This is a genomic window from Streptomyces sp. NPDC050625 (assembly GCF_040654755.1).
In the GTDB taxonomy this organism is placed as follows: domain Bacteria; phylum Actinomycetota; class Actinomycetes; order Streptomycetales; family Streptomycetaceae; genus Streptomyces.
This window is the reverse complement of record NZ_JBFAIQ010000028.1, coordinates 50,568-74,542: the sequence shown is the minus strand read 5'-3', so window position 1 is coordinate 74,542 and position 23,975 is coordinate 50,568. Positions and strand designations below refer to the sequence as shown.

Below are 23,975 nucleotides of genomic sequence, written 5' to 3'. Positions count from 1 at the left end.
CGTTCTCGGGTGTTGGAATGTGCTTGGAGGGAGCGGATGTTCTCGCAACCGCCCCCGCAAACAGGCACCCATCCGGCTGCGCGCCAGCTCGCTCATGGATCCGTTCGGAGGGACGTGCACTGCAGGACGGTCTTCACGTACGGGGAGCAGAAGACCAGCGGCGCCCAGAGGCCGAGATGACGGCGGCAGTACCGCCACCACGGGGCCGGCGGCATCTCCCGTACGGAAACCAGACGCCGCAGCGCGGTACGCACGCCGATTCCAGGCTCGGCCGAAGTGCCCCGGACCGCAGCAGAGTTGTCGTCGCACGTACCCAGGTGGCCCGGTGCGAGCAGCAGCGGAATACCGGCCCGGAGGGCACGGAGCCCGTAGTCGTTGTCCCCCATACGATGCGGGAAAGCGGGGTCGAGGTCGCCCAGCACCCGCCTGGCAGGGGCCGTGACCAGGACCGCGTTGCCGTTACAACTGTCGCACCGCTTCGCGTGCTTGGAGTCTGGCTCGATCCGTTCCAGGGTCGGAGGGCGCAGGCGGTCCCGGACAAGGCGGTAGCCGCTGTAGGTGGTGCGGGTTCCGTCACTGGAGCGCATGGCGCCGACAACAACGGCCGGGCGCTCCAGAGGACCAGCGGTGCGAAGCAGTGCGGCGAGCGCTCCCGGCTCGAGAATCACGTCGTCGTTGAGCCAGAGCACATGGGCCTCGGGATCCGCCCGGGCCGCAGCGATCCTGGTTCCGGCGCCCCAGTAGACATCCGCACCGACCGTCACCACATCGGTGTCCGGAAAGGCGGCGCGCACCGCGTCGGCCGTGCCGTCGGCGCTGCCGGCGTCGACGAGGTGGACGGTGCAGCGAGTGCCGGCCGGCAAACCTGTCTGAGCGTGCATCGACGAGATGGCCGCAAGAGTTCTGCCACGACGGTTGTGACAGGTCATCAGGACCGCGATGTCACGCGCAACGCCACCGCGCGGGATGCGATCGGCGAGCACCGACTCACCACGCGGCCGGTGCGGGGACATGGCAGTCACGCGCACTCCTTGGCTGGATGGGTTTCACCTTGCGACGGATGCGGGTGGGCGTCCCGCGCCCCACCAGTTTAGGGGTTAATCGGCAATTTTCTGAGCAAAGTAGCGGTATGTTGCTTTAAGTCTCTTTTGCGAACTCGGCCAGCATCTTCAGGAGTCCGTCGCTGAAGCGCGCCGCCATGTTCTCGATCGAGTACATGGACGCGTCTTTGGCGCAGGCGTCGGTCAGCGCTGCGAGACGTCCGCGGTCACGCAGCAGCGCAACCGCCGCTGCCGCGTAGGCAGCAGGATCGTCGGGGGCCACGACGGCATTGCGTCCGTCGGTCAGATAATCGAATTCGGGGCCGTGCAAGGGCCAGACCGTGGTGACGATCGGTGTACGCAGTGCGAAGGAGTCGACGGCGCACAGTCCGACCGCGCCGGGCATGAGCATGATGTCGCTGACGGCACCCAGCAACGCCGCACGCCGCCCCACGGCACGACCGACTGCAATCACCGCGCTTCCCGGTCGTGCGGCCGCGTCCTCCACCAGGGACCGCGCCGGCCCCTCTCCGGCAACCAGCAAACGGAAGCCCGGCAGATCCTGAGCGATTCGTCGAGCGGCATCCAGGAGGAACGGAATCCGCTTGGGAACGTCCAGCCCACCCAGGAACAGCGCCGTACGACCAGCCATCAGATTGTGTTGGTACCGAAGGCGTGCCGCGTCGGCGTACTCGGTCGTCCCTGGCCTCCGGGCCCGGTCGCAGGTCTCCGACAACCCCACGGTGTCGACCGAGTTGTGAACGACGGTGATGCGCTCCCGGGGGAAACCTCGCGACGCTACGTGAGCGGCTCCTTTGTCGGTGTAGGAGAAGAACCACGCGCCCCGTCGGGTCAGGATGTCCTTGGCCCACGCCTCAACCCGGCTCTGAGGCTTGCTGAAGCTCCGGCCGTGTCCCCAGAACGCGACCGGTCGGACACGTCGTCCAAGGTGACCGACGTACTGCCGGAACAAGAGCGGGTACGCCTCCAGGTTGTGCAGGGCCTGCTCCAGGACGACCACGTGAGCGTCGTCCGCGAGGCGTGCCAGCCTGTGCCAGCTCAGGTGCCGCCCGCCCGGCGCGGTCCACCTCATGGTGGGAACCTGCGTCGTACAGCCACAGGTGGCGGCATCCCCCCTGGCCTTCTGTTCCTGTGCCGGCGATCCGTGAGCCACTTCGAGGGCCACCCCGGCCGGCGCGAGGAGGGCTTCCAATTGCTCGAAGAAGATCGTCCGGTAGGCAGGAACATACGGCTGCACGACGAGCACGCGTTTGCTCGGCAGTTCCTTCGCGCTCAGCATGCCGCTGCCTCACGGTGGTTCGCAGCCTGCCGGTACACCGTACTCATCGCGGCGTTCCAGGATCGGGCGGTGTAGCGCTCGGCATAGACGCTGCGGCAATGATTCCGAATGCGGGGAAAGACCGTTCGTGCGTCTAGAAGAGCGCGAGGCAGTTCGTTGTCCGTGTGGTACAGCGCGCCCGTTTCCTCCCGGAGCACGCTGTCCCCGGCCGCTGATCCTGCCCGTGCGAGAACGGGTACACCGGAGGCCAGGGCCTCCTGATAGACGAGCGGGTTGCCCTCGAACCAAAGGCTCGGAAAGATCAGTCCGGTGTATCCGGGCAGCGTGTCCAGGATCTGCTCTCGCGGGAGGCTGCCCAGCAACCGCACGTGCTCCGGCGCCAGTTGCCGGCATGTCGGTTCGAGCGGGCCGGAGCCGATGACATCGAGGTGCTCACCCCGCGGCCAGTTCTGAAGCAGTGGAACAATTCCCTTCTCCTCGGTGAGCCGGCCCACGAAGAGCCAACGCGGGGTTACGCCCGGTGGGGCGATCTCCGGGTCTTCGATGCGTGAGCGGTCCGGAACCTCGACGAAGTTGGGCACCAGGGCGAGCTTCTCCGCCGGCAGTCCGAAGCGCAGATAGAGGTCCCGGCTCCGCTCGGAGAGCAGCACGATCCTGTCGGCACGGCGCAGTACCGGATGTTCTGCCGCACCACCCCGAATCGCCCAGGCGAGGGGCGCCGTAGCGGCTCGCGACGCCCGGTAACAGCCGTTCCGCATGCCCGCCCAGCGGTCGCCGTCGGGACATCGCGTGCAGACCTCACCGTTGCGGAAGAGCGTGCCTGCGGCGCAGAGGGGACGGTAGTTGTGCACCGTGGCGACGAGCGGTCCCGTCCAGTGGTCGAGCCATTCGGTGCCGAAGTTCGGAAACAGGTTGTGCACGTGCACGACGTCAGGGGCAAGTTGCTCCAGGGCCGCCAGTGGGGAACGACCTCGGCCGGTGGCAACACGCACCGCAGCGCGCAACGTGTATCCGCGTCGCTGCTCCAGGGAGTCGGTGTCGGCAGCGACCACGGTGACATCGTGCCCTGCCGCCCGCAACGCATCCGCTTGATCCCGTACAGCGGCGTTTTCCCCGCTCGGCTGCCGTGACGAGTAGAAGCTGTGTACGAGGGCCACGCGATGGGGTGCCCTCATCATTTGGTTCGGTACGCCCCCGCCATGAGGCATGCTGCTCATCCCGTTCCTCGACCCGAGGCTGCGCGCTGCCGAATGTGCTGTGTGGTGACCCCACGGACGAACCTCGCGTTGCCGAACAGATAACGGCGCCAAAGCCGACGAGGTTCGAGACAGAGTCGGAACAGCCATTCCATTCCGCATTGCTGCATCCAGCGGGGTGCTCGCTGCTTGTGCCCTGCGACAAAGTCGAAGGCGGCTCCGACGGCCACGCACACCGAGGGAACGACCGCAGCCAGCTGCGCGGTGCGCAGGTCCTGCTGCGGCGTTCCCAGGCCGACCCACACGATGTCCGCTCCGCTCTCGCGGATGGCTTGTTCCTCCTCGTACAACTCACCGGCTGTCAGTGGACGGAAGGGCGGTGAGCACGTGCCCACGATCAATGCGTCGGGGAAGCGGCGATGCAGCTGCCGCTGCAGTGCCGCCAACACTTCCGGGGTGGATCCCAGTAAGTAGTGACGCAGTCCTGCCGGCTGGCCCAGTGCGAACACGTCCAGAAGGAGTTCGGTCCCGCATACACGTTCAGACGGCAGACCAGAGGTCCGGTGGAGCAGTCGATTCGCCCAGACAACGGCCTGCCCGTCAGGAAGGTTGAGGGAGGCCGACCGAAGCACGGCATGGAGCCCGGCATCCGCGTCCGCGGCGGCAAGCGAATACGCATTGCACAGATGTACCGCTCTGCCGCTCCGTCCTTCTGCGGCGGGCGGCGTGGGGTCGTCGTGCTTCTGCGCACGGTCGGCACTGCGGGTCAGCTCCGCGAGTCGCAAGACCTCGCGGGCCGCGCTTCGGCGGTCGTGCGCAGCAATGGGGATTCCGAGGCAAGTGATGATCGGCGCGGCTTCAGGCTGCCACTCGTTGGTCGTTGCACTTGAGGGAGCGGACGGCAGGGTCACAGAAGCCTCCCGGTCTTCAGCGTGCGGGGCATGGGATCCCTCGCATCAAGGGGGACGGACACGACTGCGCCAGCCCGATTCCACCTCCGGGGTACCAGTGACCCTGGGGTTGCTCCTGGAAGTACGAGAATCGTCGTCCCGTTGCCTCGGCCCAGTGCGGCAGAGCGTCGGTGGCGTGCGCATTGTCACTGAGAACGATCGCCCCGGCGGTGAGCAGCGGTGCCATGGCCTCGTACTCGGCCAGCTCATGCTCACGGGTGTGGAGGCTGTCATGGAGAAACAAGTCGACCGGGGTCGACAGTTGTGCGATGTTCTGCAGAGAGTCTCCGATGGTCAGCGTGGTGACCGAGGCGTACTCACCGTGGATGAGATATCCCGCGCGGGGATTCACATCCATCGTGGTGAGCCGGCCCGTGCCGTTGCGCAGCAGGGCGGCGGCGAGCACCACGGTGCCGAGCCCTTTGTCCGTGCCGGTCTCCACGACATGATTCGGCCGCAATGCACGGACGAGGGCGTACCAGCCGAACCGTTTGTGAAGGCGCACCTCCATGTCGGCGAGACCCCGACAGCTGCTCGCCAGAGTTGCCGCTTGGACGTGTTTCTTCAGACGCGTGTCGTTTGCGGCTTCCGCGATGTATTCGCGGATGTCATCGACACCGACTCCGGCGGCGTCAGCGACCCACCAGGCAAGATGCTCAAGGTTCAGCGGCGTCAGGTCAAAGGTGTAATTGGTGTGTTCGCGAGATTTGATGAGCCAGCGGGCCGACTGGGTCAGGACCCGAGCGTCATGTCGGGCAACTCTGGCGGCCCGCATCGGTAGTGCCGCGGCGCGAGCAAATGGCGAGTTCGACAAATATCGCGCAAGAAGGCTCATGTCCGCACCTTAGCCAATTCTCTTCCCTGAGTAGGTGATTCGCGAGCTGATGCGGTGAATTCTTTTGTCCGGGTCGCCCAATGAGCCAGACAGCCGTTCGGTTGGACTGACAATATGCCAGGCTGTTTTTTAGGGGCGCTCGTCAGTGCGGAGCCATGTGGCGTCTAGAGCCCCTGGATGTTGGACGCGCGCCCCCGAAGCGTTCCCCGCGTGTCCAGTACGAGAGGCACACGACGGATCAGTGCCTCAAGGTCCAGGCAGGAGTGGTCGGTGTGAACGACGGCCAGGTCCACATCGCCGAGGGTTTCCGCAGCCAACGTCTTGACCGCGGGAACGGGCGTACCGTCGACGACGAACTCGGGAACGAGAGGATCATGCCACGAAACGACTGCCCCGGACCGCATCAGTTGTCTGGCGAGCGGGAAAGCCGAAGACTCGCGGACGTCCGAGACATCGGGTTTGTACGATACGCCGATCAGCAGGACCGAGGAGCCGTTGAGTGACTTGCACACGGAGTTGAGCATCTCCGCGACACGCAGGGACACATAGTTGGGCATCCGATCGTTGATCTCTGTGGCCAACTCGACGAAGCGGAAAGAGGATCCGAGCTGGCGGACCCTCCACGAGATATACGCCGGGTCGATCGGAATACAGTGACCACCCACGCCGGGGCCGGGGTAGAAGGGCATGAACCCGAATGGCTTGGTGGCGGCAGCGCGAATCGCCTCGTACAGGTCGATGCCGAGTTCCCGGCAGAAGACGACCAGTTCGTTGACCAGCGCAATATTGACGTTCCGGAACGTGTTCTCCAGCAGCTTGGCCATCTCGGCCTCTTTCGGCGACGACACCGGAACGACGCGCTTTGTCAGCGCCCGGTAGAACGCCGCTCCGGCCGCCGTGCACTGGTCGGTGACACCGCCGACGATCTTGGGCGTGTTCTCCAACCGGTACTCATGATTCCCCGGGTCGATCCGCTCGGGGGAGAACACGAGACTGTAGTCGCGACCCGGCACCAGCGACGAGATGGCTTCAATGCGTTGGGCGACGAGATCCTCGGTGGTGCCGGGATAGGTCGTCGACTCCAGGCTCACCAGGTCGCCGGGGCGCAGCACTCGGGCGACGTTGTCGACGGCTTCGCTCACCATGGAAAGGTCCGGCAACTTGTCCCGTAGTGGTGTGGGTACGCAGATGACGTACGTCCTGGCAGCGGCCAGGCTGCCGGGATCACTGGTGAACGAGACACGTCCCGTTGCCAGTGCCTTGTCCAACGACGTGTCGCTCAGCGTGTCGACGGGGCTGTGACCGACCTCCAGCGCCGCCACCCTGCCGGTGTCGATGTCGAATCCGATGACCTCCAGCCCGCTTTCCACAGCCGCGAGTACCACGGGCAACCCGACGTAGCCGAGACCGAGTACGGCCACCGGGCCTCGAGCCGGCTTCACCCTCAAGCTCGGTGACGGCTGTCCGTCGGCGAGCGCGGTACCACCACTCCTGACGTTGCTTCCCATGAATCTCAGTACCCTCTCTGCACGAATCGGACCAGATGCTCGTGTGCATATCGCCGTTCCGACGCCACTCACGAACGGCGCGACTCGGATCCCGGGGCAACCCTACGGAGTGCTGGAGTTAATCACCTGTATTTGAGGGACGCATTCGAAGCCGTTTCACACATCGCCCCGACCAGCTCTTGCGGACCGAATTCCTTCTGCGGCAGGCCTGGAAGAGGACGGCTACCTGCCGCACCGGGCTCGTTCCGTGTCCGGCGTCGTCCGTGTGGCTCGGCCTATTGGCGAGGTAGTCGAGCGCCGCCCGGGCCGGTTGACTCGTACCAGGCGTACGTCTCTGCGATTCCGTCAGGGAGTTTGATCAGCGGAGTCCAGCCCAGAGCAGCGATCTTCGAGATGTCCAGGACCTTGCGAGGCGTGCCGTCCGGCTGGGTCGGATCCCATTCGATGGCGCCCTCGTAGCCCACTGCGGATGCCACCATGTCCGACAGCTCTCTGATGGTGAGGTCTTCGCCCGTGCCCACGTTGATGGGTGAGTCGGAGTCGTACCGTTCGAGCAGCACGAGGCACGCCCGGGCCAGGTCGTCGGTGTGCAGGAATTCCCGGCGGGGCGTTCCCGAGCCCCAATTGACCACCCTGGGTGCCTGTTCGATCCGGGCCTGGTGGAACCTCCTCATCAAAGATGGCAGTACGTGCGAGTGCTCGGGGTGGAAATTGTCCCCCGGCCCGTACAGATTGGTCGGCATGGCGCAGATCCACGGCAGTCCATGTTGCCGACGGACGGATCTGACCTGAGTGATTCCGGCGATTTTGGCGATCGCGTATGCCTCATTGGTTCGCTCCAACGGACCGGTCAGCAGCGCCTCCTCACGGATCGGTTGGTCGGCGTGCTTCGGGTAGATGCAGCTGGATCCGAGGAAGAGCAGCCGTTCTACGCCGTGTCGCAGGGCCGCATCCAGCACGTTCACCTGGATCAGAAGATTGTCGGAGATGAACTCGGTGGGGCGGGTGTCATTGGCCTTGATGCCGCCGACGCGGGCCGCCGCGAGGATCACGGCGTGCGGCTGGTGCTTCGCGAACCACTCGAAGACGGCGCTTCGATTCCGCAGGTCCAGGTCGGTCGAGCCGGGACCGAGCAGTGAGGTGAAGCCCTCGGCCTTGAGGAGCCTCCACAACGCCGAACCCACGAGCCCGCTTCGCCCCGCGACGAAGACGGGAGCGGATCTGTCCAGGGGACGATACGAGTCAGTGTGTACCGCATGCGAAATGCTCATCGGGGGCTCCTGTCGGATGGGTTGAAGTCGCGTGCGTCGGTTCGCCAGGCTGTTTTTCGTCGCTGGGAGGTTGTCCCGCCGCGCGGCCGTCGCGCGGAACCTCACTCTATTAGTGAGTCCGATAAAGTAGACACATAGCCATAATGCGCGGAAAGGGATGATGAGGTCTCTACTCTGACGTTGTACCAGGAACCATCGGGAGTGCCGGCCGAGGTGTTCCATATGACGACGTCCAGAAAATGGAGACAATGTGACCGCGAAGACCGCGCTCATCACCGGAATTACCGGACAGGACGGCTCCTACCTCGCCGAGCTTCTATTGGACAAGGGGTATTTCGTACACGGTGTCGTGCGCCGCGCCTCCACCTTCAACACCCAGCGGATCGAACACCTTTATGAAGATCCACACCATCCGCAAGCCCGGCTCTTCCTGCATTACGGCGACCTGACGGATGGAACCCGGTTGGCCGGTCTCCTGGAGAAAGTGCAGCCGGACGAGGTGTACCACCTCGCCGCACAATCCCACGTACGAGTCTCCTTCGACGAGCCCGAGTTCACCGGGAACAGCACAGGCCTCGGCACCACGCGTCTGCTGGAGGCGATCCGGTCCGTGGGCCTGTCGTGCCGCTTCTACCAAGCCTCCAGCTCGGAGATGTTCGGTGCCGCACCACCGCCTCAGTGCGAGACCACCCCATTCCACCCACGCTCCCCGTACGGGGTCGCAAAGGTCTACGCGTACTGGGCGACCCGTAACTACCGCGAGGCCTACGGGATGTATGCCGTCAACGGCATCCTGTTCAACCACGAATCTCCTCGCCGCGGCCCGACCTTCGTCACCCGCAAGGTGGCCGCGGCAGCCGCAAGCATCAAGGCCGGCTTGCAGGACGTGATCTACCTCGGAAACCTCGACGCCCGGCGCGACTGGGGCTATGCGCCCGAGTATGTCGAGGCCATGTGGCTCATGCTGCAACAGGACGATCCGAACGACTATGTGGTGGCCACCGGGACCAGCCACAGCGTGCGCGACTTCGTGGAGTACTGCTTCGCACACGTCGGTCTGGACTGGCACGACCACGTGCGCTTCGACGCGCGCTACCTGCGGCCCTCCGAGGTCGATCACCTGGTCGGCGATGCCTCCCTGGCCGAACGGGTCCTTGGATGGCGACCAACGGTACGCACCCCCGAACTGGCACGACTGATGGTCGATGCCGAACTCGGTGCGCTCATGAACACCGGCGACAAGCTGGCCCGACCTGCCCGGGCCGTCGATTCTGACCTGGGGCGCTTGGTGACCGCGCGATAGCGGTGTGAGTCCCGCGGCCTCCGCCTCCGTGGCAGTCCGCCATGACTTCCACCGCGCGGTATGCGGGAACGTCAAGAACCGGGCCGGACCTCGGGCCCGGTTGGCGTTGTTGTTCCCGTGCTACCGGCGCGGGTTGCGTCGGGCCAGGGCCTCGCCGATGACCAGCAGGACGAACGCGGTGTTGCCCACGAGATAGCGGGCGGACAACCGCCGGGGCTCCTGCCTGAGACGGAAGGCCCACTCCAGGCCCGCGCCGCGCATCCACCGGGGCGCACGCGCCCTGAGCCCGGCCACCACGTCGAAGGACCCGCCGACGTCCACCGCCAGTCCGCAGTTCAGGTCGGCCAGATGCCTGGCGAGGAAGTACTCCTTGCGCGGCGTCGGCACCGCGAGGAAGAGGAGGTCGGGGCGGGCTTCGCGGACGGCGGCGACCACCTCCGGCTCCTGGTCCCACGACCAGTGGCCGTCGCGGTGTCCGACCACGTCCACGCCCCGGCGCGTGGCGATGGCCGCCACCTGGCGCACCACCGCGGGCTCGGCGCCGAGCAGGAAGACCCGGTAGCGTTCACGTGCCGCGCGGTCCCACAGCGCCAGCATGAGATCCATGCCGGTGACCCGTTCGGGAAGTGGGTGCCCGAGCACCCGGCCCGCCCACACAACGGCCTGCCCATCGGCGTTGACGAGCGAGCAGGAACGGATGATGTGCGCCAATCGGCGATCCCACCGGGCCCTGACGACTTTCGCGGCATTCACCGAGACATGTTGGTGAGGTCGTGCATCGGCGATCATCCTCTCCGCCGCGGCAACACTTTCCGCCAGGGTGAGAGCGTGCACCGGCACCCCGCAGAGGGGAACCGGCGCTGTTTCGCTCAAACGGCTCGGCCGGTCCATCGGCGCAAGAACATTGTCTGGCCCCATAGCCTCCGCCTGACAGTGGACGTGTCCTCACGCTAAGTGCCGACAGAGCCCGGACGACCGCTATATGCACAACTCGCCGACATCGCAACTCGAATGGGCCACCCGCTGGTCCCTCAACTACCTCGTCTCCGTCGGGCTGTTGCGGCGGATGGTCCTCCTGGCGGCCCACCCCGCGGCTGCGACCCATGGGTGCGGCGCTGGACTCTCCCACCGTGGGACGGTCCAGCATGATGACGTGCAAGACGAACTCCTCACCATCGGGCGCTTCGCCCGCCTGTGCCGGCTCAGCGTCAAGCAGCTACGGCACTACGACGAGATGGGGCTGCTGGCTCCGGCCCGCGTGGACGCCGGCTCCGGCTACCGCTACTACGCGCCGGAACAGGCCCGCGACGCGCTGACCATCTCCCTGCTCCGCGAGATGGACCTTCCCCTGGCGGTGATCGCCCAGGCGCTTGCCGCCGAGCCCGCGCACCGGGCACAGATCCTGCGCGCCGAGCGGGACCGGCTGGCCGAGCGGATCAGCAGGGACCAGGCACGAATGGAGCTGCTGGAGCGGCTGGCCGAGGGCGGTCTGCCCGGCTACGAGGTGACCCTGAGCAGGGAGCCGGAGCGACGGCTGGCAGTGGTGCGGGCGGACTGCACCCCCGCGGAGATCGGGGCGAAGGTCGAGGAATGCGTGGGAAGGCTGCTGCCCGCGCTCGCCAAGGCGGGCATCGCGTGGGAGCCGCCGCTGTGGGGGCTGTACCCGCTGGACCTGGACGAGCGGATGCGGATCGCCGTCGGAACGCAGATGCCGCCGGGGGAGGGAACACCGGACCTGGAGTTGGAGACGCTGCCCGGCGGACTCGTCGCCGAGACCGTGCACATCGGGCCCTACAGCCAACTGCGCCTGGCCTACAACGCTCTCTTCGCCGCCGTACACGAGCGCGGACTGCGCCCGCAGGCGCCCGTACGCGAGGCCTATCTCGTCGGACCGGCAGAGGCACCGCAGGAAGAACTGATGACCCGGCTGATCATCCCCGTCCAGGAGAACCAGGCATGACCACGGTGACAGACATCGACACCCGCGGTACGCAGCACTGCGAGACGACGGCTCTGGGGGTGCTGCTGCGGCACCAAGGACTCGATCTGTCCGAGCCCATGCTCTTCGGCCTCGGCTCGGGTCTGTCCTTCATCTACTGGGACAGCAGGAACCTGGGCTTTCCCTTCCTCGGCGGACGGGTCAAGCCGTTCGACCTCACGAGGAACCTGGCCCGCGGGCTCGACCTGGAGCTCCTGGTCCGGGAGACCACTTCGCCCCGCAGAGCATGGGAGAACGTGGTGGCCCCCATCGACGCGGGCCACCCCGTCGGACTGCAGCTCGACAGCTACTACCTGGACTACTTCACGTCGAAGGTGCACTTCGGCGGTCATGTCGTCGCCATGTACGGCTACGACGACCGTGACGCCCACCTGGTGGACACCGAGCAGCAGGGCGGAGCGGTGTCCACCAGCCTGGCCGGCCTCGCCAGGGCCAGGGCCGCGCGCGGCCCGATGAGTGCCAGGAACCGGTCCTTCACCCTCACCGCTCCGGCGGAACTCCCCTCCCTGCACGACCGGATCATTCCCGCCGTCACCGCCTGCGCCGACGCCTTCCTGAATCCGCCGATCGCCAACCTGGGCCACCGCGGCATCGAGAAGGCGGGGAAGCGAATACGCACCTGGCTCCAGCGCACCGACAACCCGCAACGGGACCTGCCGCAGGCCGCCCTCATGATGGAGAAGGCCGGCACCGGCGGCGCCCTGTTCCGCAACCTCTACCGCGACTTCCTCGCCGAATGCGGCCGGCTGCTCGACAGCGGCCACCTGCGCACCGGGCACAGGCTGTATGCCGAGGCAGCGATCCTCTGGACGGAAGCCGCGGCACTGATCACACAGGCCGGCGAGGCAGGAGACGCGCAGTGCCTCGAACGGGCAGGTACCGTCCTGTGCGACCTCTCCCGCATCGAGCACGACGCCATGCAGGCGCTGAGCCGACTGAGCACTACGCGAAGTCGTACACGGCCCAGTCGGTGACAAGGACGTACCCGATGCGCTGGTAGAGGGCGTTGCTGGTGGCGTTGGCCGCGTTGGTGAACAGCACGACCTCCTGGGCACCCTCGGCCAGCGCGGCCCGGCTCACCTCGACCGTCACGGCGCCCGCGTAGCCGCGACCGCGCAGGCGGGCCGGGGTGTAGACCGGGTCCACCTGGATCATGCCGGCGACCATCGGGTTCAGGCCTGCCATGGAGACGGGCGTGCCGTCCGGGGTCTCCCAGAACGTGTAGCGCTTGTCGGCGAAGCGTGTGCTTGCCCAGGAGGCGGAGTCGATCGAGACGGCTTCCCCGACGTCCGCGGCGAACTCACCGCACCAGCACATGAGTTGCTCATGGTCCCGCTCGCCCACGAGCCGGCCACGGCCCGCCGGGAACGGATCCGGTGGGGTGAGCGTGCCGAGGCGGTACAGGCAGAGCCGAACGCGCGGTGTCGGTAGGGCGCCCGTGTGCCGCTGCCAGGCCTCGGCGAAAGCGGTAGCGGTGCTGTGGTCCGCGCTGACGTAGGGCAGAGCGTGCCCGAGGGCGGCCAGGCGGGCAGCGAGGGTGTCGGCCTGCTCGGGGGTGAGGGGGGTGAGGCCCAGGCCACGGGCCGGGAGGCGGTAGAGGGTGGCGTGGACCTCGCCCGCTCGCTCCAGCCGCCCGAAGAGCGGGGCTTGGGCGCCGTACGCATGCGCTCCGCGCGCTCGCAGTCTCGCGGTCACCGTCAGCGTCATGATGTGCACGGCGGGGCGCGAGCGCAGGAATTCCCCGGCTCGGCCGAGAAAGGCGTCGACGTCTTCGGTGAGGTGCCAGTCGTCCGGGCGCATGCGTCATGATCCCTGATGGACTCGGCCGCGGGGAAGACCGCATGACCGGCCGGCACACCTGCTGTCCTCCCTACACCTGCTGTTCTCCTTGCACACGAACGGGGCGGCGTACGCCGACGGGGTGTCGGGGTACGCCGCCCTCGGGTGTGTCATGACGGCTATTTCGGGTCGTCGTTGAACTTCGAGGTCGACCAGAAGTAGCCGAGCACCGCGAGGCCCAGGCACCAGGCGACCGCGAGCCAACCGTTGTTGCCGATCCCGGTGCCGAGCAGCAGACCGCGCAGGGTCTCGATGGCGGGCGTGAACGGCTGGTACTCGGCGATCGGCTGGAACCAGCCCGGCATCGAGTGCAGGGGGACGAAGGCGCTGGACAGGAGCGGCAACAGGATCAGGGGCATGGCGTTGTTGCTCGCGGCCTCGGCGTTCGGGCTGACCAGGCCCATGCCGACCGCGATCCAGGTGAGCGCCGTGGCGAACAGCACGAGCAGTCCGAAGGCCGCGAGCCACTCCAGGACGGTGGCATCGGTGGAGCGGAAGCCGATGGCCACGGCGACGGCGCCCACGAGGACCACGCTCATGACCGACTGCAGCACACTGCCGACGACGTGCCCGACGAGCACCGAACCGCGGTGGATCGCCATCGTGCGGAAGCGGGCGATGATCCCCTCGGTCATGTCGTTGGAGACGGAGACCGCGGTCCCGATCGTGGTACTGCCGATGGTCATCAGCAGGAGCCCCGGGACGATGTAGGCGATGTACTCGGAGCGGTCCGGACCACCGCCGCCGATGCCCGCGCTCATGGTGTCGCCGAAGATGTAGACGAAGAGCAGCAACAGCATGATCGGGGTGAGCAGCAGGTTCAGTGTGAGGGACGGATAGCGCCGGGCGTGCAGGAGGTTGCGGCGCAGCATCGTGGCCGAGTCGCGTACGGCGAGGGAGATCCGGGTCGGGCGGGCGGGAGCCAGGGGGGAGCTCATCGGACAGCCTCCTTGGGCTGGTTGGGGATGCCGCCGCCGGTCAGGGCGAAGAAGACGTCGTCGAGGTCGGGGGTGTGCACGGCCAGCTCGTCGGCCTCGACGCCGGCCGCGTCCAGCCGGTCGAGTACGGTGCGCAGCTCGCGCTGGCTGCCGTCGCTCGGGATCCGCAGCGTGAGGGACTCGTCGTCCCTCAAGGCCGCGCGCAGTGCTCCGGCGGCGCTCTGGTAGGCGGCCGGGTCGGTGAAGCGGAGCCGGACGTGTCCGCCGGGCACGATCCGCTTCAGCTCCTCGGCGGTGCCTTCGGCGGCGATCCTGCCGTCGTTGAGCACGGCGATGCGGTCGGCGAGTTCGTCGGCCTCCTCCAGGTACTGGGTGGTGAGGAAGACGGTGACGCCGCCCGTGACGAGCTCGCGGATGATCTGCCACATGTTGTGCCGGGAGCGCGGGTCGAGGCCGGTGGTCGGCTCGTCGAGGAAGATGATCCGCGGGGTGCCGACCAGGGTCATGGCGATGTCGAGACGGCGCTTCATACCGCCGGAGTAGGTGGCGGCGGGCTTCTTCGCGGCCTCGGTGAGGTCGAAGCGCTCCAGCAGCTCGGCGGTGACCCGCCGCCCCTCGCGCTTGGACAGATGGTGCAGGTCCGCCATGAGGAGCATGTTCTCCTCGCCGGTGATCAGCCCGTCGACGGCGGAGAACTGCCCGGTGACACCGATCGCGGCCCGCACGGCCTGCGGGTCGGCGGCGAGGTCGTGGCCGCCGACGCGGATCTGTCCGCCGGCGGGGTCGGGGGAGATGAGGGTGGAGAGGATCTTTACGGCGGTGGTCTTGCCGGCGCCGTTCGGACCGAGCAGCGAGAAGACCGTTCCTTCCGGGACGGCCAGGTCGACGCCGTCGAGCACGACCTTGTCGCCGTAGGACTTGCGCAACCCGTTCGCCGCGATGGCCAGGTCGGTCATGAGTGGTGCCCCCTCTTACTGACTAAGGATTCAGAGACTGCGGGCGGTGATGTCGCCGTGGGAGGTGGTGGCGCGGATGTCGAGTTCGGCGCTGCCGTCGTTCTTGAGGGCGTTGCTGATGCGGCCGTGGCCGGTGCCGGCGTCCAGGGCGGCCGAGACGCCGGCGGCGGCGCCGACCGAGATGCTGCCGGACTGGGTGCGGAGCACGACCGTGCCGCGCACGGCCTCGGCGATCCGGATGTCGCCCCGTGCGGTGCTGATCTCCGCGGGTCCGCCCAGCCGCCCGACCTCGACGTCGCCGTCGATCGCGGTGAGGCGGAGGCTCGCGGCCTCGTCGAACTTGACCTGGCGGTACGCGCCTTCGAAGACGACGTCGCCCAGGCGGCCGACGCCGCGCAGCTCGGCGCAGGCGGCCTTGCCCTCGATGCGGGAGCCGGCGGGCAGCTGAATGGTCACCTCGACGGATCCGGAGTTGCCGAGGACCCGGTTCTTCGCGGTCGGCGCCTCGACCCGCAGGACGCCGTCGCCGTATACGACCTCGATCTGCTCGGCCGCCTTCACGTCGCGGCTCTTGGAGGCGTCCACGGGCAGGACCTCGACCGTGGTGTCGGCCCGGTCGGCGGCGATGAACCGGATGCGTCCCGCGGGGATGCCGAGGACGGCGGAGACCGGGGCGGGGGTGTCGTACTTCTGCATCGTGCGCTCCTTCGGCTCTTCGTTTCTGATGATGGAAACGCTACGTTGCATTCAATAATCCGGCAACAGAGTCGTTGCACGTATCTGCAATATATGCAGGTGAGTGCCGAGAAAGTGTTGCAATGGCATTGAATCTAATGCAACAAGCCGCACCGCGATCATTGCAATGAATGAGAAGTGAACGCTATAGTTGGAGACACCACGGACGACCGAAGGAGGCCGCGATGCCGGGAGGCAGACTCACCCAGCAGGAGCGCCAGCAGATCGCGCTGGGACTGGCCGACGGCCTCGCCTACGCGGAGATCGCCAGACGCCTCGACCGCCCGACCTCGACCGTCACGCGCGAGGTCATGCGCAATGGAGGCCCCACCGCCTACCGCGCCGACCTCGCCCACCGCGCCACCGAACGCCGCGCCCACCGCCGCAGGCAGACCACGCCCCGGGACTCGAACACCCCCGCGCAGGCCCATGGACGCGACGCCGACGCCGTACGCGAGTATGAGGAGGCGTTCACCACCCTCCTCATACAGCAGGGCCTGCCCAAAATGATGTCCCGGGTGCTGACCTGCCTCTACACCACCGACGACGGCAGCCTCACCGCGTCCGAACTCGTCCAACGCCTCCAGGTCAGCCCGGCGTCCATCTCCAAAGCGATCACGTTCCTCGAAAGCCAGGGCCTCATCCGCCGGGAACGCGACGAACGCCGCCGCGAGCGCTACCTCGTCGACAACGACGTCTTCTACCAGTCGATGATCGCCGCCGCCCGCTCCAACGCCCAACTCGCCGAGACCGCACGGCAGGGCGTCGGCGTCCTCGGCCCCGGCACCCCGGCCGCCGTCCGCCTCGAAAACATCGCCCGCTTCGTCGACTTCGTCTCCGAGAGCCTCGCCCGCGCCGCGGAACAGGCCCGTGACGTCCTCTACACGAAACCCGAAACGACCTCGGACAGCACTGCCTGAGCCACATCCGGATCGCGCTGACCCTCGTTGCTGACAACGGCCGTCAACTCGACCAACCGCAGGCCGACTTGGGATGATGAGGGCATGACCCGCAGTTCGGCCCGCCGTCCGGGAAGGATGACACTGCAACCTGACGGCCAGGAACGTTCGATGGTCGTGGAGCGGGTCGATCGCGTCATGACCGCCGGCTGCCTGACCATGTTGATCCTGCTGGTCGTCGTCCTCGCAACCGGCCTTTCCTGGCTGTGGTACTTCGAGTGGCACACCGGGAAGGTCGACAGCGAACGCAGGCACAGGGCTGTGTCATCCATCCTCCAGCAGGCCCGCAACGCGGCGGACGACACGGCCCGCTCCCTCGACGCGAGCCGCACCGGCGACCTCGACGAGCTGACCGGTGTGATCTGGAAGCACACCGGATCCCCACTGATCACCTACGACGCATCCCGCCGTGCGTTCACGGCCCAGCTGTCCAAGCAAGTCATGTACGACACGTCGGGAGACCTTCTGGGGGGAGGGAGTGACGCCGTGAGCCGGTGCCTCGACTTCACCTACAGCCACCCGCACGGCCACCCGTGGACGTCGAAGGTGGCCGTGCGGAAGGACGACGTGTGCAGACCCGCCACGGACATCGGCCTTCTGGTGCGGTTGGCGGGGACACGGATCGAGGGGATGGACCCGAAGGACGTCACCCGTACCGGAGTACAGAAGGCCCTCGACCCCACCGGAACGCTCCGTACCTTCACCGTCAGGGGCGTGACGCGAGGAGACGGCAGCGTGACGGTCACCGTCCTGCTCTCCAGCGACGACGGAACGGTCCGCCAGTGCTACCGCATCACCCGGCCCGCCACCGTCTCCGGCACAGGCCAGCCGCCTGTCACCTCAACTCCCTCACCCTCCTGCTGAGTTACCGACGGCACGTCAGTGATCGTGGGGCTCCTCGAAGGCTTGGAAGTCCGCACGCCTGAAGTGGCCGGTGTCCGGCCCGGATCCCTAGCGTGACGCAGAGCGCCATACACGTCGCTGCCCGGAGTCGGAGCCAGAGGAGTATCCCCATGGACCACGCGCACGCAGGCCACAGCATGGGAGGGATGGGCGGCATGGGTAGCACCGTTTCCTCCCTGGACACCTTGGGCGCTGTCCTCTTCATCGGATGGGCCGTCGCGATGTGGGCAGCCGTCGTCGTGCTCGCCCTCGGCAACCGGGGACAGGTCCGGCCGTGGCTGTACAAGACCGCGGTCGCACTCATCGGGCTCGGTGTCATCGGGCAGGTCGGTCACTTCCAGGAGCACGTGGCCCAGGTCGGCTACTGGGTGGCGCACCCGTACTCGCCGGCCTGGATGACTCCCTGGGCGAACGGACTGTCACGTGGCATGGGGCAGGTCGACGAGAGCAAGCCCATGCTCGGCATGGAGATCCTCCATCTCACGGGCAACTTCATCTTCCTGGCGGGACTCGTAGGCATCGCACAGATCACCCGCCGGGCCGCCGGAGAGCTCAAGTCCCGCAAGTGGGCCAAGATGGGCGTGTGGATGCAGACCATCCACGGCCTGGAGCACGTGGTGCTCACCCTGTCCGTCGCCCTTGGCGCCAGCCGGGCCATCGGGCTGTCCACCTGGTTCGGACTGATCGAACCGGGCCCTGCGCTCGTGACGTACCGGGTGTGGTGGCACTTCGTCGCCAATCTCATCGGCACGGTCATCCTCGCCATCGCGGTCTACCACCTGTGGAAGGAACGGCGCGCCGTCAGGGCCGGATACGAGGCTCCTGCGGCCGAGGCGGCCGACGTGTCCGACGTCGTCGAGGTGGGTGACGTGGCTGTGGTGGCCGCGGTCGCCGACACGGGCAAGCCCGCGGCCGCTGTCGGGGCACGTCCCCTGTGGTGGTGCATCTGATCGTTCGCCGGTGCCGGTGTTCGTCGCGGCAGTCGGTGCGCCACCGGGTCTCGCGTCCGACGCGATGCGGCACCGCCAGCACAGACCGTGCGGGGAGGGACGGCCGCAGGTGCCGTTACTCCCCGAGCAGCGGCCGTCGCCGACTCGGGCGGCGGGAACGGGAACTGGGCCGGGGCGGCAGCCACGGCAGAGACCGGAGTGCCCCGGGCGGTGAGGGCGCTCACAGCTCGGGCAACAGGTGACGGTGCGGGGCGCGGGGGGCGAGGCAGGGGCCTCGGCGCGGGGGACGCTCGGTCTGTCGGTTCCCTCGGCCGCTTCCCCGCCGGGCAGCGGTGCACCACCGCGACGGGCTGCCGCACGTCGCGCGACCACCTCCCGGCAGACGGGGCAGCGTGCGCCGGTGGAGCAGAGCACGCCCGTTTCGCAGTCCGGATTCGCACAGCCCCAACGGGGCAGTGCCACCCCCAGCAGCCAACGGCCCACGTCCCGGATGTCGGCGAGGACGGTTTGCGCGAGGCGTTGTCCGAGCCTGTCCCGCAGACGCGCGACGGTCATGCCGTCGCCGAGCTGCCGGGCGATCTCCTGGCCGATTCTGCGCTGCACGTAGGTGTTCACGTCGTCGAGCAGGAACCGGACCGGTTCCAGCACGGCATGGAGCCTGCCGCTGAACGTCAGTTGGGGACCGCGGTAGGGCGGCTCCCTGCGGACGGGAGCGGCGGGGGGCGGGGCGGGGGCCTGGGCGGGTTTCTTCTCATCCGCGCGCAGCGCGAGCACATCCGGTGTCCCGGCCGGGCCCGGCTCTTCACGCGGCGCTTCAACGCGCTTGTCCACCGGTACCTCGCCTACGGCGGATGAGACAGGCGCAGCGTCGTTCTCAGGTCGGTCAATCCTCAGGTCTTCCTTATACGCGAGCGAACACGCATCAACGTCGGAACCCGATGAGTCATCAAGTACGGGACTCACACAGGATGGTTGGGCGTTGACGACGAACTCGTGGCGCCCCTGGAAACCGGCTCGTCGCAGCACGCCGATCCAGCCCGAGGCGGCGAGTTCATCGATGATGCGGCTTGCCGCCTCGGTGCTGATCGCCTCACCGGCCCGAGGGCCGGAATGGTGACGCAGGAAGTCGGCGAGGTCGCTCTCGCTCAAGGGAATCTTCTGCACGACGGAGTAGGCGATGGCCGCGTACGCGCGCAGCAGACGGGGCCGCAGATGTTCACTCGCGGCGACGGGCAGCCAGATGAACGGCTCGGCCGGCGGCATCGGGCGGACCCGGCGGCATACGGTGTCCCCCGAGCCGCCCGGCTTGGACCTGCGCGTGTTGCAGGCGAGTTCGACGACACCGTCGGGGTCCGGATCACGGAGCTGCGCCAGGCCTCGTTGCACGGTCGATGGCGAGAAGCCGAGGTATCGGGCGAGAGTTGCGACGGCGGCGGTGCAGCCCTCCGGCCGCCGAGCGAGAGCCTTCACCTTGATGTAGACGCTGAGTGCCGCATCCGAGTAGTAGGGCGACTCGACGAGTCGCATCGGCACCTTCACCCGGTCACGCGGCACACGAACGGTGTCGCAGAACTCGGTCCCAGTCGAAGATTGGCTGGATTCCGTAGGTGAGGAGTGGGTACTTAAGGGGCTTCCCGCCTCATAAATCTGGTGGGGGGACTGGAGAATCGCGGAGTTCTGGTTCATTATGGAGACGTCTCTTTGTAGGAGCACCACTGCACGGTCCTGTCAGGCCGTGCAATGCACGTTTCTTGGGCTGGAGCCTGGAACGGGCGCGCGCGCCCGTCGAGTTGTTACCTCGGCGGGTGAGAAGACCGTGTGCCCCAGTGTTGGCGCACTGGGGCCGGTCGATGGCTGACCCGTGGCACGGCACGGAGCCGCTCAGGCAGCAGGTTCTACATTTTCCTTCCCCCGTATGAGGTCACCGTATCCCGCGGGGGAGTGATGGCCCTCCGTAGCCAAGAACGTCATTCCTCAGAGTGAAGCGGCGTCAGCCAACTCCGCAGTCGCGTTGAATGCGAAGGAACCTTTCTGTCGGGCGTTGACCCGAATGGTGCGCCGTGCGCCGGACGATGGGGACATCGTGGGTATGGACTCCGCCTCGATCCAGCACGGTTCGTCGAACTCGACGTAGCGGTTGAACGAGACGTCCAGCGACACGGGCAGTGCCGCCCCGGCCTGCGCGGGATCCATGGCGTGGCCCGCCTGGCGGACGGCTTCGAGCAGGAGCATGCCCGGCACATGGTCGACGGGGTGGTCGAACAGCACGGGATGGCTTGTGTCGACGCGCAGTTGCCAGCGTCCGCTCTCCTCCGTCGGCGACAGGACGATGTCCTGCCGGCGCAGACGGCCGACGGCTGCCCGCGACACCGGCTCGATCGGCTCCGGAACGGCCGCGAAGATCTCCTCGACGTTGCGGCCCATCCGCAGACGCCGGTAGACCGCGGGGGAGTGGTTGCTGAACCGGATGCTGGCCATGGCCAGCAGGGAGCCGGCGCGAATGGCCTCCAGGTGCATGACCATGGTGCGCGGTACGGTGCCGTGGTACTTGATGTCCGAGCAGGTCACGTGGAGTTCGATGTCGGCGGGCCTGGTCTCGATGCGCAACGCCTGCGGGTTGATCGCGTACTGAAGCCGCGACCAGCTGATCTGGTGCCCGAACGGCATGTCGTAGCCGACGTGGGTGAGCAGCAGACCGCACTGCCGGACCGTCTCGCTCAGCAGGAGCGGGTCGTACAGGCCGTGCTCGGAGATGTAGAAGCTGTGGCTGCGCGGCCACTGAGCGGTGATGGTGAACCTGTCGGCGCACTCCTTGCGCCAGCCGGTCAGGAACACCTCCGACAGGGCCGCGCGATGCACGTACTCCCTCGCAACGGTCGTGGTCAGAGCAGGCTGGCTTGCCGCGTTGGGCCGTTCCGTGGTTGTGAGCATGCCTATCCCCCTGGCGTGCGTATGTGGAGGCCCCTTCTCTGGTCGACTGAGGGGGCCGACCTGTAAAATAAGGGTGTTCGTTTTTTTTGTCGAGGGAGTCGCGAGCAATGGCCGAGCCAAAGCAAGAGAGGGCAGTACGGACGCGGGACACGATCCTGACTGCGGCCGCCGAGATCTTCGACGAGTACGGCTACAGCGGGGCGAGCATCAACAAGATCATGACCCGGGCCAACGTCACGCAGGGTGGGATGTACTTCCACTTCAAGTCCAAGCGTGAGCTGGCCCAGGCCGTTCTGACGCACCAGCAGGAGTTCGTGGACCCTCCGGCCGAAGGGTTCGGCCTGCAGGGACTCGTCGATCTCACGTTCTTCACCGCGCACCAGTTGACCAGCAACGTGCTGTTCCGGGCGAGCGTTCGACTCGCCGTCGAACAGGGCGAGTTCGGGCAGCGAGACGACACGGCATACCAGGAGTGGGTCGAGCAGTTGTACGTCCACCTGTGCGCCGCGCGGGAGCAGGGCGAGCTGCTTCCCGAGGTCGATGAACGAGAGCTCGCCAACGTGCTGGTGGGCGCCTACACCGGGACGCAGATCTTCTCCAACGTCGCCAGCGGTCACGCGGACCTTCCGGAACGCCTGGTCTCGATGTGGCGGTACTTCCTGCCGGCCATCGCCACCCCGCACGGCCTGGCCCGGGTGGAGCTGCCCGCCCATGTCGCGAGACTCGCCGCATGAGACGGACGCGCGTCGTGCTGACCGGGGCCACGGGGTTCATCGGAGCAGCGGTGCTGCGACGACTGGCCCGGTTACGGGACGAGGCCGGCACGGCCGCGCCTCTTTCCGTCCATGCGGTGGGCAGACGACTGCCCACGAGCACCGCGGCGCTGGTGGACGAGTGGACGCCCGCCGATCTCGGCGAGCCCGGCAGCCTGCGGGGCGTCTGCGAGGGGGCGGACGTGCTGCTGCACCTCGCGGCCTCGCAGAGCTCCGACGAACAGCACGGCACGGCGGTCAACGTCCAGGGGACCGCCGCGCTGATGCGTGAGGCCTTACGGTCCGGGGTCGGGCGGATCATGCATCTGTCGACGGCGGCGGTCTACGGGCAGGGTCCGCACCGCGGGATAGGCGTGGACGAAGTTGTCCCCGCCCCCCTGTCCGTCCCCAGCCGCACCCGGCTGGCCGGTGAGAAGCACGCCCTGGCGGCCGGGGCGTGCGTCCTGCGGCCCGGCCTCGTGCTGGGACGGGGGGACCGGTGGGTCGTACCCGCTCTCGCTGAACTCGTCACCGCCGTACCGGCGTTGTGGGACGGAGGGCGCGCACGTGTCTCCATGGTCGCCGTGGAGGACCTCTCGCGTCTCATCGTGCACCTCGCGACGGAGTTCCCCCTGGCCGGGCCACGGGTCTGGCACGCCAGCCATCCCGTCCCGGTGACCACCCGCGATCTGCTGGCGGCGCTGACCCGCCACCTCGGCCTGCCGGCGGTCTCCGCCGAACTGGCCTGGGACGAGTGCCGGGCTCGGCTGCGGGCGTCGGCCTGCGAACTGAGTGAGCGTCAGTTCGCCCTGGTGGCCCGCGACCACTGGTACGACAGCGAGGAGATCTGGCGCGGCACGAACTGCGACCCCGGCCCCGGTCCGCTGACCGGGGTGGCGGAGGCCGTTCCGTGGTACCGCTCCCTACTGGCGCTCGGCCCCGGGGACCGCGGCTGACGGGTCGAGGACGACCCGCTCGACGGTGATGGCGGGCAAGGGGGTGCCGGGTGCGTTCGCCCCCGTGTCGACCGCGACTCCCGCGATGGCCACGTGCCAGAGCCGTTTGAGCTGCGCCACCGCGCTCTCGAACGCCATGTCCGAGCCCATACGGCTGCGCAGATAGGCCTCCGCGCCGCTGGTCAGGTACTCGACCAGCGTCGTCACGTCCGCGGGCAGGGCGGCCGCGTGAAGTTGACCTGTTTCGTGTGCCTCGTCCAGGAGGTCGCGCACCGTCGGCAGCCAGACCTCCGACCACGGGACGGCTTCCGGAAGCTCGCGGCTGAGGCGGATGGCGGCACGGACGGAAGGCTCCCGCTCCATCAACTGGGCGAGTATCAGCGTCAGGTCGACCACCACGCGCAGCGCCGACCGGTTCTCGGCGAGGACGCCCTCCACCGCCTCGCGGGTCACCGACCGCCCCACCTGCTGGACCGCGTCGGCCAGTTCGTTCTTGGTCGAGAAGTGGAAGGTGACGGCGCCTATGGACATGCCGACGGACTTGCTGATGCGCGACAGTGACGTGCCTTCGTAGCCGGCACGGTCGAACTCCGCCGCCGCCGCTTTGACCAGGGCCTCGCGCGTACGCATGGCCCTCTCCTGCTTCACCATGCT

The 23,975-nt window shown here is 67.6% G+C and carries 22 protein-coding genes; 8 read left to right on the top strand and 14 right to left on the bottom strand.

Annotation, left to right across the window (positions count from 1 at the left end; genetic code table 11):
• Window positions 1-92 precede the first annotated feature (92 nt).
• From AB0I54_RS38470 to AB0I54_RS38440, 7 genes are all read right to left on the bottom strand, one after another.
• Window positions 93-1,013: a glycosyltransferase family 2 protein gene (locus AB0I54_RS38470; protein ID WP_363300981.1), complete on the bottom strand. Its 921-nt coding sequence runs from the start codon at window positions 1,011-1,013 to the stop codon at window positions 93-95.
• 124 nt (window positions 1,014-1,137) lie between these two features.
• Window positions 1,138-2,340 carry a glycosyltransferase gene (locus AB0I54_RS38465; RefSeq protein WP_363300944.1) on the bottom strand — a complete coding sequence of 401 codons (1,203 nt, stop codon included), beginning with the start codon at window positions 2,338-2,340 and terminating at the stop codon, window positions 1,138-1,140.
• The gene (locus AB0I54_RS38460) at window positions 2,334-3,515 is read right to left on the bottom strand and encodes a glycosyltransferase family 4 protein (protein ID WP_363300980.1); all 1,182 of its coding nucleotides are present in this window, start codon (window positions 3,513-3,515) and stop codon (window positions 2,334-2,336) included. The genes AB0I54_RS38465 and AB0I54_RS38460 overlap by 7 nt, the downstream gene beginning before the upstream one ends.
• Before the next feature lie 38 nt (window positions 3,516-3,553).
• Window positions 3,554-4,447 (bottom strand): WecB/TagA/CpsF family glycosyltransferase, encoded by an 894-nt coding sequence (locus tag AB0I54_RS38455; protein WP_363300943.1) that lies wholly within the window; start codon window positions 4,445-4,447, stop codon window positions 3,554-3,556.
• 16 nt (window positions 4,448-4,463) lie between these two features.
• Entirely contained in the window at window positions 4,464-5,321 is an 858-nt protein-coding gene (locus AB0I54_RS38450; RefSeq protein ID WP_363300942.1) for a class I SAM-dependent methyltransferase, read from the bottom strand.
• Window positions 5,322-5,485: 164 nt separating this feature from the next.
• Window positions 5,486-6,829 carry a nucleotide sugar dehydrogenase gene (locus AB0I54_RS38445; RefSeq protein ID WP_363300941.1) on the bottom strand — a complete coding sequence of 448 codons (1,344 nt, stop codon included), beginning with the start codon at window positions 6,827-6,829 and terminating at the stop codon, window positions 5,486-5,488.
• Between the two features lie 275 nt (window positions 6,830-7,104).
• Window positions 7,105-8,100: a GDP-L-fucose synthase gene (locus AB0I54_RS38440; protein ID WP_363300979.1), complete on the bottom strand. Its 996-nt coding sequence runs from the start codon at window positions 8,098-8,100 to the stop codon at window positions 7,105-7,107.
• 250 nt (window positions 8,101-8,350) lie between these two features.
• Here AB0I54_RS38440 and gmd point away from each other — a divergent pair, with 250 nt between their 5' ends.
• Entirely contained in the window at window positions 8,351-9,403 is a 1,053-nt protein-coding gene (gmd, locus tag AB0I54_RS38435; RefSeq protein ID WP_363300940.1) for a GDP-mannose 4,6-dehydratase, read from the top strand.
• A 120-nt stretch (window positions 9,404-9,523) separates the two neighbouring features.
• Here gmd and AB0I54_RS38430 read toward each other — a convergent pair whose 3' ends face one another.
• On the bottom strand, window positions 9,524-10,114 hold the full coding sequence (locus tag AB0I54_RS38430) for a WecB/TagA/CpsF family glycosyltransferase (RefSeq protein ID WP_363300939.1): 591 nt from the start codon (window positions 10,112-10,114) through the stop codon (window positions 9,524-9,526).
• 442 nt (window positions 10,115-10,556) lie between these two features.
• On the opposite strand from AB0I54_RS38430, the gene AB0I54_RS38425 reads away from it, so the two are divergent.
• Together AB0I54_RS38425 and AB0I54_RS38420 are read left to right on the top strand one after the other, a co-directional pair.
• Window positions 10,557-11,363 carry a MerR family transcriptional regulator gene (locus AB0I54_RS38425; protein WP_363300938.1) on the top strand — a complete coding sequence of 269 codons (807 nt, stop codon included), beginning with the start codon at window positions 10,557-10,559 and terminating at the stop codon, window positions 11,361-11,363.
• Window positions 11,360-12,376: a BtrH N-terminal domain-containing protein gene (locus AB0I54_RS38420; protein ID WP_363300937.1), complete on the top strand. Its 1,017-nt coding sequence runs from the start codon at window positions 11,360-11,362 to the stop codon at window positions 12,374-12,376. The genes AB0I54_RS38425 and AB0I54_RS38420 overlap by 4 nt, the downstream gene beginning before the upstream one ends.
• On the opposite strand, the gene AB0I54_RS38415 is transcribed toward AB0I54_RS38420, so the two are convergent.
• The 4 genes from AB0I54_RS38415 to AB0I54_RS38400 all read right to left on the bottom strand — a co-directional run bounded on the left by AB0I54_RS38415 (window position 12,345) and on the right by AB0I54_RS38400 (window position 15,831).
• The gene (locus AB0I54_RS38415) at window positions 12,345-13,202 is read right to left on the bottom strand and encodes a GNAT family N-acetyltransferase (RefSeq protein WP_363300936.1); all 858 of its coding nucleotides are present in this window, start codon (window positions 13,200-13,202) and stop codon (window positions 12,345-12,347) included. The genes AB0I54_RS38420 and AB0I54_RS38415 overlap by 32 nt on opposite strands.
• Window positions 13,203-13,360: 158 nt before the next feature.
• The gene (locus AB0I54_RS38410; protein WP_363300935.1) at window positions 13,361-14,179 is read right to left on the bottom strand and encodes an ABC transporter permease; all 819 of its coding nucleotides are present in this window, start codon (window positions 14,177-14,179) and stop codon (window positions 13,361-13,363) included.
• Window positions 14,176-15,135, bottom strand: a complete 960-nt coding sequence (locus AB0I54_RS38405) for an ATP-binding cassette domain-containing protein (protein ID WP_363300934.1) — start codon at window positions 15,133-15,135, stop codon at window positions 14,176-14,178. Before AB0I54_RS38405 ends, AB0I54_RS38410 begins: the two co-directional genes overlap by 4 nt.
• A 30-nt stretch (window positions 15,136-15,165) precedes the next feature.
• Window positions 15,166-15,831, bottom strand: a complete 666-nt coding sequence (locus tag AB0I54_RS38400) for a DUF4097 family beta strand repeat-containing protein (RefSeq protein ID WP_363300933.1) — start codon at window positions 15,829-15,831, stop codon at window positions 15,166-15,168.
• A 224-nt stretch (window positions 15,832-16,055) separates the two neighbouring features.
• Between AB0I54_RS38400 and AB0I54_RS38395 the strand changes: the two genes are divergently transcribed.
• The 3 genes from AB0I54_RS38395 to AB0I54_RS38385 all read left to right on the top strand — a co-directional run bounded on the left by AB0I54_RS38395 (window position 16,056) and on the right by AB0I54_RS38385 (window position 18,682).
• Window positions 16,056-16,790, top strand: a complete 735-nt coding sequence (locus tag AB0I54_RS38395; RefSeq protein WP_363300932.1) for a helix-turn-helix domain-containing protein — start codon at window positions 16,056-16,058, stop codon at window positions 16,788-16,790.
• An 84-nt stretch (window positions 16,791-16,874) separates the two neighbouring features.
• Window positions 16,875-17,693: a hypothetical protein gene (locus tag AB0I54_RS38390; RefSeq protein WP_363300931.1), complete on the top strand. Its 819-nt coding sequence runs from the start codon at window positions 16,875-16,877 to the stop codon at window positions 17,691-17,693.
• A gap of 194 nt (window positions 17,694-17,887) precedes the next feature.
• Entirely contained in the window at window positions 17,888-18,682 is a 795-nt protein-coding gene (locus AB0I54_RS38385; protein ID WP_363300930.1) for a DUF6008 family protein, read from the top strand.
• Between the two features lie 1,974 nt (window positions 18,683-20,656).
• Here the strand turns inward: AB0I54_RS38385 and AB0I54_RS38380 are convergent.
• Window positions 20,657-21,613, bottom strand: a complete 957-nt coding sequence (locus AB0I54_RS38380) for a ScbA/BarX family gamma-butyrolactone biosynthesis protein (RefSeq protein WP_363300929.1) — start codon at window positions 21,611-21,613, stop codon at window positions 20,657-20,659.
• A 107-nt stretch (window positions 21,614-21,720) separates the two neighbouring features.
• Here AB0I54_RS38380 and AB0I54_RS38375 point away from each other — a divergent pair, with 107 nt between their 5' ends.
• Complete coding sequence (locus tag AB0I54_RS38375) at window positions 21,721-22,347, top strand: ScbR family autoregulator-binding transcription factor (RefSeq protein ID WP_363300928.1); 627 nt, start codon at window positions 21,721-21,723, stop codon at window positions 22,345-22,347.
• The gene (locus tag AB0I54_RS38370) at window positions 22,344-23,321 is read left to right on the top strand and encodes an NAD(P)-dependent oxidoreductase (protein WP_363300927.1); all 978 of its coding nucleotides are present in this window, start codon (window positions 22,344-22,346) and stop codon (window positions 23,319-23,321) included. Before AB0I54_RS38375 ends, AB0I54_RS38370 begins: the two co-directional genes overlap by 4 nt.
• On the opposite strand, the gene AB0I54_RS38365 is transcribed toward AB0I54_RS38370, so the two are convergent.
• On the bottom strand, window positions 23,289-23,972 hold the full coding sequence (locus AB0I54_RS38365) for a TetR/AcrR family transcriptional regulator (protein ID WP_363300925.1): 684 nt from the start codon (window positions 23,970-23,972) through the stop codon (window positions 23,289-23,291). The two genes, AB0I54_RS38370 and AB0I54_RS38365, sit on opposite strands and share 33 nt — an antisense overlap.
• Window positions 23,973-23,975 lie beyond the last annotated feature (3 nt).